This is a genomic window from Neisseria weixii (assembly GCF_042658245.1).
Taxonomy (GTDB): Bacteria; Pseudomonadota; Gammaproteobacteria; order Burkholderiales; family Neisseriaceae; genus Neisseria; species Neisseria weixii.
Genome location: NZ_JBHSPY010000017.1, coordinates 1 through 13419, shown reverse-complemented (window position 1 = coordinate 13419; position 13419 = coordinate 1). Strand labels below are relative to the sequence as shown.

Annotated in this window: 12 protein-coding genes; 7 read left to right on the top strand and 5 right to left on the bottom strand. The window is 49.0% G+C overall.

Annotated elements, in window-relative coordinates:
- Positions 1–58 precede the first annotated feature (58 nt).
- The 4 genes from ACFPVS_RS08765 to garL all read right to left on the bottom strand — a co-directional run bounded on the left by ACFPVS_RS08765 (position 59) and on the right by garL (position 4290).
- Positions 59–1219: a CdaR family transcriptional regulator gene (locus ACFPVS_RS08765; protein ID WP_378595647.1), complete on the bottom strand. Its 1161-nt coding sequence runs from the start codon at positions 1217–1219 to the stop codon at positions 59–61.
- 14 nt (positions 1220–1233) lie between these two features.
- Positions 1234–2376, bottom strand: a complete 1143-nt coding sequence (locus tag ACFPVS_RS08760; RefSeq protein ID WP_096295392.1) for a glycerate kinase — start codon at positions 2374–2376, stop codon at positions 1234–1236.
- Between the two features lie 156 nt (positions 2377–2532).
- Positions 2533–3423 carry a 2-hydroxy-3-oxopropionate reductase gene (gene garR, locus ACFPVS_RS08755; protein ID WP_123804506.1) on the bottom strand — a complete coding sequence of 297 codons (891 nt, stop codon included), beginning with the start codon at positions 3421–3423 and terminating at the stop codon, positions 2533–2535.
- 96 nt (positions 3424–3519) lie between these two features.
- Entirely contained in the window at positions 3520–4290 is a 771-nt protein-coding gene (garL, locus tag ACFPVS_RS08750) for a 2-dehydro-3-deoxyglucarate aldolase (protein ID WP_096295393.1), read from the bottom strand.
- 665 nt (positions 4291–4955) lie between these two features.
- On the opposite strand from garL, the gene gudD reads away from it, so the two are divergent.
- From gudD to recN, 3 genes are all read left to right on the top strand, one after another.
- Positions 4956–6284 (top strand): glucarate dehydratase, encoded by a 1329-nt coding sequence (gene gudD / locus ACFPVS_RS08745; RefSeq protein ID WP_123804507.1) that lies wholly within the window; start codon positions 4956–4958, stop codon positions 6282–6284.
- Between the two features lie 131 nt (positions 6285–6415).
- The gene (locus ACFPVS_RS08740; protein ID WP_096295394.1) at positions 6416–7801 is read left to right on the top strand and encodes a GntP family permease; all 1386 of its coding nucleotides are present in this window, start codon (positions 6416–6418) and stop codon (positions 7799–7801) included.
- A gap of 210 nt (positions 7802–8011) precedes the next feature.
- The gene (gene recN, locus ACFPVS_RS08735; protein WP_378595646.1) at positions 8012–9673 is read left to right on the top strand and encodes a DNA repair protein RecN; all 1662 of its coding nucleotides are present in this window, start codon (positions 8012–8014) and stop codon (positions 9671–9673) included.
- A gap of 89 nt (positions 9674–9762) precedes the next feature.
- Here recN and ACFPVS_RS08730 read toward each other — a convergent pair whose 3' ends face one another.
- Positions 9763–9948, bottom strand: a complete 186-nt coding sequence (locus ACFPVS_RS08730) for a hypothetical protein (RefSeq protein WP_096295395.1) — start codon at positions 9946–9948, stop codon at positions 9763–9765.
- A gap of 143 nt (positions 9949–10091) precedes the next feature.
- Here ACFPVS_RS08730 and gshB point away from each other — a divergent pair, with 143 nt between their 5' ends.
- From gshB to mnmA, 4 genes are all read left to right on the top strand, one after another.
- On the top strand, positions 10092–11048 hold the full coding sequence (gene gshB, locus ACFPVS_RS08725) for a glutathione synthase (protein WP_096295396.1): 957 nt from the start codon (positions 10092–10094) through the stop codon (positions 11046–11048).
- Between the two features lie 79 nt (positions 11049–11127).
- Positions 11128–11532, top strand: coding sequence for a diacylglycerol kinase (locus ACFPVS_RS08720; RefSeq protein ID WP_096295397.1), 405 nt, complete (start codon positions 11128–11130; stop codon positions 11530–11532).
- An 85-nt stretch (positions 11533–11617) separates the two neighbouring features.
- Positions 11618–12091 (top strand): copper chaperone PCu(A)C, encoded by a 474-nt coding sequence (locus ACFPVS_RS08715; protein ID WP_096295398.1) that lies wholly within the window; start codon positions 11618–11620, stop codon positions 12089–12091.
- Between the two features lie 133 nt (positions 12092–12224).
- The gene (gene mnmA, locus ACFPVS_RS08710; RefSeq protein ID WP_096295399.1) at positions 12225–13340 is read left to right on the top strand and encodes a tRNA 2-thiouridine(34) synthase MnmA; all 1116 of its coding nucleotides are present in this window, start codon (positions 12225–12227) and stop codon (positions 13338–13340) included.
- The last annotated feature ends 79 nt before the right edge of the window (positions 13341–13419 follow it).

Here is a 13419-nt window from a genome sequence, read left to right as displayed (position 1 = left end):
CGAAAGGCCGTCTGAAAAGCAGAAATGTTTTTCAGACGGCCTTTTATTTAGACATAAATCATACCATGTGTACTGCGATATACAGCAAAAAACGGTCATCGGTATGATCAAGATTCAAGCGCGTCAATTCAGCGATTTTGTGTAAACGGTATTCCAAGGTATTCCGGTGAATAAACAATGCGTTAGCCGTTTCCGCCGAATGCATGTTGTGATTAAACCAAGCCAGCAATGTTTTGGTCAGCAGGCCGTTTTTATCTGCCTGCTTGAGTTTATTCAGCGTCCGCTCCAATTCGCGCCGCTGCCAGCCGTCTTTCAGCTGGTTGAGCAATACCGGCAAAATCAGCTCCTGATAATTGTAAATGCGCTGCTTGGGAAACCGATTTTTTCCCACCTGCAAAGTCGTATTGGCCGTCTGGTAAGACAAGGCGATACTGTTGGTCTCTTCCTCACAATCGGGGAAATAGTTACCCAAGGCGATGCGCACGTTTAATGACGTTTGTTCACTCATGCGCGACACCAGTAACTTCACCCGCTCCATGTGATTGTGTACATCCCAGCGGCCAAGCGAATCTAGGGCAGGTTTGAGAATCACGATTTGCGTTAGCGACAAAATCGCCACTAAATTATCGCGTTCGGGGTAATGCAGCAGGTTTTGCAGATTATGTAATTCGTTGCTGATGGCTTCGATATCCAGATGGCCGGTATCGACTTCAATGATACACACCACGCGCGGTGTCGCTAAATCTACACCCAAGCGTTTCGCCCATTCGTTCATTGACGGACTGATTTTCTCCGTTGAAACCAGGTTAAGAATCAGCTCTTCTTTCAAACGCGCATCCTGCGCCAGCATTTCAAACAACTGTGCCTGCTCCAGCATCATTTCGGCAGTCATACACACCAAACGACCGAATTCGCGTAAATTATCCGGCTCACCGGTTAAACCGATTACGCCGACCGTTTCGCCATCTAAGCGCAAGGGTAAATTAATGCCCGGGCGAACACCATGCAGGTTTTTGGTAATCTGCTCGTCAATATCGACGGTACGCTCTTGCGAGAGTGCCAACAGCGCACCGTCGTGGGTTTCACCTATGCGTTCTTCATCGCCGCTGGCAATGATTCTGCCTTTGGCATCCATAATATTGATGTTGCAGCCGATGATGTCCATCGTGCGTTCGACAATTTGCTGGGCCAGATTTTTATCCAATGAATAAACCGACATAGGCCTCCCTTTCTTTAAGTATCCGACAGGTTGATTTTCAGGATTGCAGCAATATTGCACGCAGAAAGAACTAAATTTTCAGGCGCTTCAGCAGCTGCTTCAGGGAAAGAGCAGCATTTATTAAGAATGCTGAACACCGCATCAATACCGTAATCATGCACCACTTCGACGTCTTTGCCCAAGCTGCCGGCAATCACAATCACCGGAATATTTTGTTTCTTCGCCAATTGCGCCACGCCTACCGGTACTTTGCCGTTAATGCTTTGATGGTCGATACGGCCTTCACCGGTAATCACCAAAGATGCGCCGCGCATTTTTTCTTCCAAATCCAGCAAACGGGTAATAATGCCGATACCGCTTTGCAAACTGCCTTTCAGCACACCGGCAAACGCCGCGCCCAAACCACCTGCCGCACCGGCACCCGGCAATTCTTTAACTTCAACCTTCAAATCGCGCTGGATAATATCGGCATAATGATTCAATGCGGCATCCAGTTCTTCCACTATTTCCGGCGTGGCACCTTTTTGCGGGCCAAAAACATGAGAGGCGCCTTTTTCACCAACCAAAGGGTTAGTCACATCACAGGCCACATCAAAGCGGCATTCTTTCAGACGGCCATCAAGGTTGGACACGTCAATCTTGTCTAAATCAGCCAATGCTGCACCACCATAAGCCAACTCTTTACCGTCTTTATCGGTTAACGAGACGCCCAATGCCTGTAACATACCTGCTCCGCCATCATTGGTCGCGCTGCCACCCAAACCGATGATAAAATGGCGCACGCCCTGATCCAGCGCTTCCAAAATCAATTGGCCGACGCCGTATGTCGTGGTGATTAAAGGATTGCGTTTTTCAGACGGCACCTGTTCTAAACCGCTGGCTGACGCGATTTCGATAAAAGCAATTTTGCCATCGCCGGACAAGCCCCAAAACGCGCTTTGTTTTTCACCCAATGCGCCGACCACTTCACAGGTGATTTTCTTGCCGTCGGTCGCTTCAATCATGGTATCGACTGTGCCTTCGCCGCCGTCGGCAACCGGTACTTTTACATACTTGGCTTCAGGGAAAACCGATTGAAAACCTTGTTCGATTAGGTTGGCCACCTGCATGGCAGACAAACTTTCTTTATAAGAATCCGGTGCAATCACAATTTTCATTTGCTCTGCTCTCTCTGTTGGTTCCGGCTCAGGCCGTCTGAAAGACAGTGGGAAACGCAAACGAAATACCGCAGTGGCGAAATGATTCCGTCGCTTCGCTTTCCCCACGATTGAAAAAAGGGGGCTAATCTCTTCCCCCTTTTTATCGTGCCGAGATTAATTTGAACGTTTAACTTCGGTATTGGTCAATTTTTCATAATAGCGCGCTAATGCACTGTGGTCTGACTGGCCGTGACCGTCTTGTTTCAACACTTGCATCATTTCCATCACCGCTGCGGTCAGCGGCAGGCTGGCACCCACGCCGTGTGACGTATCCAGGGCATTGGCCAAGTCTTTGATGTGCAAATCAATACGGAAACCCGGTTTGAAGTTGCGGTCGAGTACCATTGGGGCTTTGGCATCCAATACGGTGCTGCCGGCCAAACCGCCGCGAATCGCTTGGTAAACCAATTCCGGATCCACACCGGCTTTGGTCGCCAATACCAAGGCTTCGGACATGGCGGCGATGTTCAAGGCCACAATCACCTGGTTGGCCAATTTGGTTACGTTACCTGCGCCAATATCGCCGGTGTATACCACCGAGCCTGCCATGGCTTTCATGACGTCGTAGTATTTGTCGAATACATCTTTGCAGCCGCCCACCATTACCGACAACGTGCCGTCGATGGCTTTAGGTTCGCCGCCGCTCACCGGCGCATCCAACATTTGCACGCCTTTTTCTGCCAAAGCTTCGGCAATTTCACGGCTGGCCAGAGGCGCAACCGAGCTCATGTCAATCACGGCCAAGCCTTCGCGGGCGGCTTCAATCACGCCGTTTTCACCCAATACCACCGTTTTCACGTGTGGCGAGTTTGGCAACATGGTCACCACCACACCCACTTGCTCTGCCACTTCTTTCGGGGTTGCTGCGCTTTTCGCTCCGGCAGCCACTACTTCAGCTACGGCTTCTTGATTAAAATCCAATACCACCAGTTCGTAACCTGCTTTCAACAGATTTTTGCTCATGGGTTTGCCCATAATACCTAAGCCGATAAAACCGATTTTCATAATCTTCCTTTCTGTTCGCATTTACTCATTGGTTTTCAGACGGCCTAATGAATGCCGTCTGAAACAAGACATTCATGATTGAATGCCGTCTGAAACTTATTTTAAAAACTTGTCTGCCAAGGCTTGGCTCGCACCGCGGAATACGCCCAAATCGCTGCCGACACCGACAAAAGTTGCACCCCATTCGAGATAACGGCGGGCATCTTCTTCAACCGGTGCCAAGATACCGCAGGCTTTGCCATGACGTTTGGCTGCCGCAAAAATATCCTGAATCACTTTTTGCACTTCCGGATGGTTAGGCTGGCCGAGATAACCCAAAGCCGCCGACAAATCACCCGGGCCGACAAAGATACAGTCAATGCCTTCCACCGCAGCAATCGCGTCGACATTTTCCACACCCAAGCGGCTTTCCACTTGCACCAGCACGCCGATGTTGTCGTTGATTTTATTGAAGTAATCCGGGATGGTGCCGTAGCCGTTGTTACGGTGGCCGACCGATACACCGCGGATACCCACCGGCGGATAACGGGTAGAAGCCACCGCCTGAACGGCGTCTTCTTCTGTTTCAACATAAGGCACGAGAATATTATAAAAGCCGATATCCAGCAGGCGCTTAATCACCACAGGGTCGTTTTGCGGCGGACGCACCACCGGCATGCTGTTGCCGTCTTTTAAAGCCATCAATTGCGGGATAAACGACAACACATCATTCGGCGCATGTTCGCCATCCAATAAAATCCAATCGAATCCGGCCAAACCCAATACTTCAGTAGTAATCGGGCTGCCCAAGGCGCTCCAGCAACCGATTAATTTTTCATGGTTCAGCAAACGCTGACGCAACGGGTTAGGAAAATATTTCTCATTCATGCTACGGCTCCTTATTTTGAAATTTGAAACAGTCTAAAATTTTCCGTCTGTTTTATCATCGTGCAAATGCCTAAAAAACAGCGGCTGATTTGGCAAAATTATGTGCATTGGCAGGTCGGGTTTTGTTGATTATGCTGAATAAGGCTTCTTTCAATCTTTCCCGCCAACTTATATACCAATACATGATCAACCAATCCGACCGCTATTTCCTTCAGAAGGCCTGTTTCCTAAAAATAGCATTTGGTCACAATACCTTCTTTTTATTCTATTAATATTACTTTGACTGGCAACATTAAGCGTAATTTAATCTCAACATACCCTATTTCGTCTGCAATAAAAGTTTCAGGCGGCCGATATCCAAGATAAGTATTCAAATCATCTCAACACCTATAGAAAACCTGATTAACCCTTATCTTTTATTCATACCGTTCGTTAATATTTTGTAAAGAAAGTACTTTGCTTTTTGTCAAGTTTTGTACATTTGCACAAAAATTACCGACTACATCAAACTAGATTGATGAATTCGGCCAGTTCCCCGCCTAATGCATTTGCCTATAATAGCCATAAACAAATTGAATGACACAGTATTTCTTTCAGACGGCTTAATCACTGAAAGGCCGTCTGAAACCCCTGATTTCAAACCCATTCGTTTAAGGAGTTGTACCATGTCTACCCCAGTAATTACCGAAATGACCGTGATTCCCGTAGCCGGCCACGACAGCATGCTGTTGAACCTGAGCGGTGCACACGCACCTTATTTCACCCGTAATATCGTGATTTTGAAAGACAACAGCGGCAACACCGGTGTCGGCGAAGTGCCGGGCGGAGAAAAAATCCGCCAAACTTTGGAAGACGCCAAACCTTTGGTCATCGGTAAAACCTTAGGCGAATACAAAAATGTGATGAATGCCGTGCGCAATAACTTTGCCGACCGCGATGCCGGCGGCCGCGGTTTGCAAACGTTTGACTTGCGCACCACCATCCACGTAGTCACCGCCATTGAAGCGGCCATGTTGGACTTATTAGGCAAATTCCTGAATGTTACCGTGGCTTCTTTGCTGGGTGACGGCCAACAACGTGATGCCGTAGAAATGCTCGGCTATTTGTTCTTCATCGGTGACCGCAAGAAAACCGACCTGCCATACCAAAACCAAGGAAACGACCCTTGCGATTGGTACCGTGTGCGTCACGAAATGGCGATGACCCCTGATTCTGTGGTTCGCTTGGCTGAAGCGGCTTACGAAAAATACGGCTTCAACGATTTCAAATTGAAAGGCGGCGTGTTGGATGGTTTTGAAGAAGCCGAATCGATTAAAGCTTTGGCCAAACGTTTCCCTGAAGCACGCATAACCCTTGACCCGAACGGCGCTTGGTCTTTGGAACAAGCCATCCGAATCGGTAAAGAATTGAAAGGCGTATTGGCTTATGCGGAAGATCCTTGCGGTGCCGAACAAGGCTACTCAGGCCGCGAAGTCATGGCTGAATTCCGCCGCGCAACCGGTTTGCCGACCGCCACCAACATGATTGCCACCGACTGGCGTCAAATGGGTCACACCATTTCGCTGCAATCCGTAGATATTCCGTTGGCTGACCCGCATTTCTGGACCATGCAAGGCTCCGTTCGCGTTGCACAAATGTGTCACGAATGGGGCTTGACTTGGGGTTCGCACTCTAACAACCACTTTGATGTTTCTTTGGCGATGTTTACCCACGTTGCTGCGGCGGCACCGGGCGACATCACCGCCATCGATACCCACTGGATTTGGCAGGAAGGCAACCAACGCTTAACCAAAGAGCCACTGCAAATCAAAGGCGGCTTGGTTGAAGTACCGAAAAAACCGGGCTTGGGCGTGGAATTGGATATGGATCAAGTGGCCAAAGCGCATGAGTTGTACAAAAATATGAGCTTGGGTGCGCGCAACGACGCGATGGCCATGCAATACCTGATTCCGGGCTGGGAGTTCGACAACAAAAAACCTTGCTTGGTGCGCTAAAACAACAATACCTGTTTGACGGGTCGGTAATGCAGGCCGTCTGAAAAGCGGTCTGCCGCTTTAGCAAGCTTATCCGACCAATTAATAAGCAACTAACTGCATTTGCTACTTTTATACATAAAGGAAAAACTATGGAAGCCACCGTAAGCAGCGGCCAAATGTTAATCGGCTTGGCCGTGGGGATTATCCTGCTATTGATCTTAGCAATGAAAACCCGTATCCACGTATTTGTCGCCCTGATTATCTCGTCTTTGGTAACCGGCCTGATCGGCGGCCTGCCTTTCGCCGACGTCATCAGTTCGATTACCAAAGGTTTCGGCAGCACTTTGGGCAGTACCGGTATCATCATTGGCTTGGGCGTGATGATGGGTGCGATCTTGGAACGTTCTGGCGCCGCAGAACAAATGGCTTTTTCTATCATCAAACTGATTGGTAAGGCGAAAGAGGAATGGGCACTGGCACTTACCGGCTATGTAGTGGCCATTCCCGTCTTTGCCGATTCCGGCCTGGTAATTCTGACTCCGCTGGCCAAATCCCTGTCACGCATGACCGGTAAAAGTGTCATCGGCTTGGGTTTAGCAATGGCTACCGGTTTGCAGCTGGCACACGTTTTCATCCCGCCGACTCCTGGTCCGCTTGCTGTGGCCGGCATCTTGGAAATCGATATGGGTATGATGATTGTCTGGGGTTTGGTCATGACTTTACCAGTATTGATTATGTCTACACTCTATTCCAAATGGCTGGGTAAAAGAATCTACCAAATCCCTACAGAAGACGGTACCGATTTTATCCGTACCGACTTCAAACAAGAGTACATCAAATCCATTGAAAACATGGAACAAATCTACAAAGATAAAAACCTACCTGGTGCCGGTTTGTCTTTTGCTCCAATTCTGATTCCGCTGCTCCTGATTTTGGGCAATACCACGGTTGATTTCATGAAGATGGAAGGCACATTTGCCTCATTCTTAAAAATGATCGGCCATCCGGTGATTGCACTGATTGTCGGCCTCCTGATTGCACTCTACGGCTTAGGCCGAGGTTTGACCGCCAAAGAATCCGCCGACGCTATCGAAGACGGCGTAAAATCAACCGGCATGATTCTGTTTATTACCGGTGCAGGTGGTGCGCTGGGTTATGTAGTACGCGATGCCGGCATCGGCAACGCCTTAGGAGAAGCCGTATTGAACATCGGTATCCCGGGTATCCTCATTCCGTTTGTGATTGCAGCGCTGATGCGTATCTCTTTAGGTAGCGCGACCGTGGCACTGATTACCGCCGCCACCCTTACCGCTCCTTTGGTACCGCAATTGGGCTTGAATCCAGTATTAGTTGCAATGTCCACCTGTGCAGGTGCGGTATCCTTCAGCTACTTTAACGACAGCGGCTTCTGGGTGTTCAATGGCCTCTACGGACTCAAAGATGTAAAAGACCAATTCATGGCCAAAACGATGGTTTCCTTTATCGGTGCCTTCTCCGCACTGGCATTGGTTCTGATTGTTGACATCTTTATCTAATCCTGACTTTACACAAAGGCCGTCTGAAAATATGTTTTCAAACGGCCTTTTTCCAACAAAATAAAATCAATAAATTCAAAACCATGAACAAAACCACAATATCTATCAAATAAAAATACAAAAAAACTTATTCAAACTATATAAAATCTTAGTTATAATTCAAAAAACCTAAACCAAATCATATTTAACACCGCCCAGTGAGGAAAACTTATGTTGATGGCACTTTCATTGCGCGACTTCGTCATTGTCGAACAGCTCAATCTCGATTTCCAAAACGGCTTTACCGTCTTAACCGGCGAAACCGGTGCCGGCAAATCCATCACACTCGACGCGCTCGGCCTGCTTTTAGGCGACAAAGCCGATTACAGCCAAGTGCGCAACGGTGCCAAAGAAGCGCAACTTTCCGCCTTATTTGATATCGGCAGCCTGCCGCAACTGCAAGCCCAGTTACGCGAACAAGGCTTGCTGGAAGACGACGCGGAAGAGCTCAACATCCGCCGCATCATCGATGCCAAAGGCAAAAGCCGCAGCTACATCAACAACCAAGCGGCCACCTTGGCGCAGCTCAAAACCATCGGCGAGCAATTAATCGATATTCACGGCCAAAATGCCCATCATTCCTTAAATCAAGAATCCGCCCAACGCCAGCTTTTGGACGCCTTTGCCGGTGCGTCAGAGCAAGCGGAAAACGTGCGCCAGCAATACCAAAGCTGGGTTGCCGCCAAAAAATCGCTGCAAGAAGCGCACGAGCAATCCGAAAATATCGCCATCGAGCGCGAACGTTTGGAATGGCAATTTAACGAGTTAACCCAGCTCAAGCTGCAAGCCGGCGAATGGGAAACCCTCAGCCATAACCACGACAGCTTGGCGCATGCCGCCGAATTGTTGCAAACAGCCGAACAAATCGGCGAAAAAATCGATGGCGACAACGGCATTCAGCGCCAAATCTACCAATGCCAAAAACTGCTCGGCAACCTGCAAAACATCGAACCGCGCTTTGCCGAGAGCCTGAATATGCTCGCCAGCATCGAAGCCGAATTGGGCGAAATCAGTGCCAATATGCGCGATGTCGCCGGCCACACCGACATTGATCCCGATGAATTGGCCGAACAAGAACGCCGTATGGCCGAACTCATGAGCATGGCGCGCAAATACCGCATCGGGCCGGAAGCCCTGCCGGATAAATTAGCAGAAATCTCCGATCAATTGGAAAGCTTACATGCAGCCGCCGATTTGAAAGCCTTGGAAGCGGCCGTGGCGCAACAATTTGCCGGATACCAAGAAGCTGCGCACACACTTTCGGCCATGCGCCACCAAGCTGCCGGCCGATTGAGCGGAGAAACTACCGAACACATGCAGCACTTGGCCATGAAAGGCGCGCGGTTCGACATCGTTTTACTGCCATCATCACCAACCGCACACGGCCTGGAGCAAGTTCAATTCCAAGTCGCCGCCAACAAAGGCAGTGTATCGCGTCCGTTAAACAAAGTTGCCTCCGGTGGCGAATTGGCGCGCATCAGCTTGGCCATTCAAGTCGTATCCAGCCAATACACCCATGTACCGACCCTGATTTTTGACGAAGTTGATACCGGCATCGGCGGCGGCGTGGCCGAAATGGTCGGCAAAGCCTTACGCGCCTTAGGCAAACAACACCAAGTCTTGGCCGTGACCCATTTACCGCAAGTTGCCTCATGCGGCGAACACCATTGGCAAGTGCGCAAACACAGCGAAGGTGAGCAAACCGTCAGCGAAATCCGCGTGTTGGACAAACAAGAACGCGTGGAAGAAGTTGCCCGTATGCTGGGCGGTGAAATCATCACCGATACCACCCGTCATCACGCTGCTGAATTGTTAACACTAGCCGCTGCTTGATCGCTTTTAAATTTGGCAACCAAAAAGCAGACCGTCTGAACATCTATCGGCGTTCAGACGGCCTATTTAATCTTCGCCATGCCCCTACTTTATTTACGGCCTCGTTTTCTCAAAGCTTCGCAAGCAGGCGTACCGTTGTGTTTTCTTTGCAGGCTCTGCTTTTGAAACTCACATAGTTTACGTAATTCTTCATTGGTATAGTTGGCATAATCATTTGCCCAAACCGGCGCCGACAATAATCCAAAGGCCAAAAATGCAAACATCACTTTATTCATTTCTATTCCCTTTTCATGGTTAAACCTCTTATATAATAACAAACATTACTCTTACTTAAAATATAAAAATAAATCCTGCTTTGAAAATTTTCAGACGGTCTCAATAAGTGTATGATGGTACTATCTCATCTTAAGGAATCCCCATGAACGTTCTGTTTATCGCCGACCCGATGTCTGCTTTCAAAACCTACAAAGACACTACTTACGTCATGATGCGCGAAATGGCCAAACGCGGCTGGCAGCTTGCTCATACTTTAAGCGGCGAATTGTCGGTGCAGCAAGGTTTGGTGGTGGCACAAGCGGCACCGTTTGAATTTTTGGGCGCGAAAGACGATCACGATCATTCATGGTTTCAAAACGGCGATAAAATTCAGACGGCCTTAAAAGATTTCGATGCCGTGATTATGCGCACCGACCCGCCGTTTGACATGCAATACCTTTATGCCACCCAATTTCTGACCTTGGCCGCTGAGCAAGGCGCAAAGGTTTTCAACAGCGGTCAAGCCATGCGCGATTTCAATGAAAAACTGGCGATTTTGAATTTCAGCCGGTTTACCGCGCCGACTTTGGTCACTACCCGCTCGGCAGACGTGCGCGCCTTTTTGAAAGAACACGGCGACATCATCGTCAAACCGCTCGACGGCATGGGCGGCATGGGCATTTTCCGCTTAACCTGGCAAGACCCCAATATCGGCAGCATTTTGGAAACCTTAATGCAGCTGGATTCACGCACCATTATGGCGCAACGCTACATTCCTGAAATCGCCGATGGCGACAAACGCATTCTGATTATCGGCGGAGAAGTTGTGCCTTACGCTTTGGCACGTATTCCGCAAAACGGCGAAACACGCGGCAACTTGGCTGCCGGTGGCCGTGGTGTGGCGCAAGAATTGAGCGAGAAAGATCGTGAAATCGCCGAAACGCTTGCACCCGAACTCAAACGCCGCGGCATTCTGCTGGCCGGTTTGGATGTGATCGGCAGCAACCTGACCGAAGTCAACGTCACCAGCCCGACCGGTTTCCAAGAAATCATGAAGCAAAAAGGCTTTGATGTGGCAGCAATGTTTGCCGACGCGGTTGAATATTGGTCGAAAGCTTAACCAACCATCAAGGCCGCCTGAAATTATTTCCCCTTTTCAGACGGCCTATTTATCTTGCTGACAACAAATCCATATCACCATGAAAAACGACTCTTACGCCGCCGCCAAAAAAGGCAAAACCGGCCTGCAACGCATTATCAATGCGTTCGGCTATTCCAAAGACGGCCTGAAAGCCGCTTACCGCTTTGAAAGCGCGTTCCGCCAATTGGTGTTGCTCAACGCCATTTTGATTATCACCGCCTTTTTGCTGAACTTCGGCCCCGCCACGCGTATTTTGCTGATTATGGCTTCGTTTATTTCTTTGATTACCGAATTGTTCAACACCGCTATCGAAGCCGCGGTTGACCATACCTCCACCGAAAAACACGAACTGGCCAAGCGCGCCAAAGATGCCGGTTCGGCCGCTCAGCTTCTGGCTTTAACCCTGCTGGCGCTGGCCTGGCTGATGTCACTGTGGCGCGAATACGGGTTTAACCTGTTTTAACCTGCGTTTTAACCCATATCAAAGTATTCAGCCAGCCTTTTCTTGTAACATTATTCTATTACCATCATTCACCAAGGAATATGATATGAAAAAACTTTTAGCAACCTTAATCATCGCCGGTTTGGCAACCTCCGCTTCAGCCGCAGGCATTCAGGTTAAAGATGCATGGGCTCGTGCCACCGTAGAAGGCATGCACATAAGTGGTGCATTCATGACCATCCACAATGACAATGCCAAGCAAGATTTCCTAATTGGTGGCAGCAGTGAAGTGGCGGATCGTGTTGAAGTGCATACCCACATCAACGACAACGGTGTGATGCGTATGCGCGAAGTCAAAGGCGGTGTGCCATTGCCAAGCAAAGCCAACACAGAATTGAAACCAGGCAGCTACCATATTATGTTTATGGGTTTGAAACGCGCGCTGAAAGACGGTGAAACCATTCCGGTAACGCTGAAATTCAAAAACGAGAAAGCGCAGACCATTAATGTGCCGGTAAAAACCGCCCCTATGCCTGCCGCAGATAAACACAACCACGGCGAAGGCGCACACAAACACTAATTTGCAATGTGTTGATGATTGAAAACAGGCCGTCTGAAAATCATGGTTTTCAGGCGGCCTGTTTTTAATTAACACTACTAAATATGCTATAATTCCGCTTTAAATTTTCCGTTTCTACCCTATATCTACCTGCATGAATACTCAACACACCCCGCAAAACATCACCGTCGGCCTGTCCGGCGGCGTCGATTCGTCCGTGACTGCTGCTTTGTTGAAAAAACAAGGTCATCAAGTCAACGGCGTATTTATGCAAAACTGGGAAGACGACGACAACGACGAATATTGCAGCATCAAGCAAGATTCATTCGATGCCATTGCCGTGGCCGATATTATCGGCATCGACATTGATATTGTGAATTTTGCCGAACAATACAAAGACAATGTATTTGCCTATTTCTTAAAAGAATACAGTGCCGGCCGCACACCTAATCCCGATGTATTGTGCAATGCCGAAATCAAATTCAAATGTTTTTTGGATTACGCCATCGGGCAAGGTGCGGACACCATTGCCACCGGCCACTACGCGCGCAAGGAAGTGCGCAACGGCGTGCATTACCTGCTCAAAGGCCTTGACCAGAACAAAGATCAAAGCTATTTCCTTTACCGCTTAAAGCCACATCAACTCAAGCGTGCCATTTTCCCGTTGGGCGATTTGGAAAAGCCCGAAGTACGTCGCTTGGCTACCGAATTTGAGCTGCCGATCGCTGCGAAAAAAGACAGCACCGGCATCTGCTTTATCGGTGAGCGCCCTTTTCGCGAATTTCTGCAAAAATACCTACCGGCCAACAACGGCAAAATGGTTACTCCTGAAGGCAAAGTAGTCGGCGAACATGTCGGCTTGATGTTTTACACCTTAGGCCAACGCAAAGGCTTGGGTATCGGTGGCGCGGGGGAGCCGTGGTTTGTTGCCGCCAAGGATCTGAGCAAAAACGAATTAATCGTGGTGCAAGGCCACGAACATCCGCTGCTTTACACCAACAGCCTGATCATGAACGATCTAAGCTTTACCCTGCCCGAGCGTCCGCAACCGGGCCGCTACAGTTGCAAAACCCGCTACCGTATGGCCGATGCCGCCTGCCAATTACGTTATCTCGATGATGACACCATCGAATTGGTGTTTGATGAACCGCAATGGGCGGTGACTCCCGGCCAATCTGCCGTGCTTTACGACGGCGATGTTTGCTTGGGCGGCGGGATTATTATGTCAACGGATAAACCGGTTATCATCAAAGGTAGTGTCTCACTTTAAAATTTTATTTTTTGTGATTCGCTTTTCTTCTTGTAAGGACCACGCTTTTTTGCAACAGGCTCAGGAACTAATCGCACAA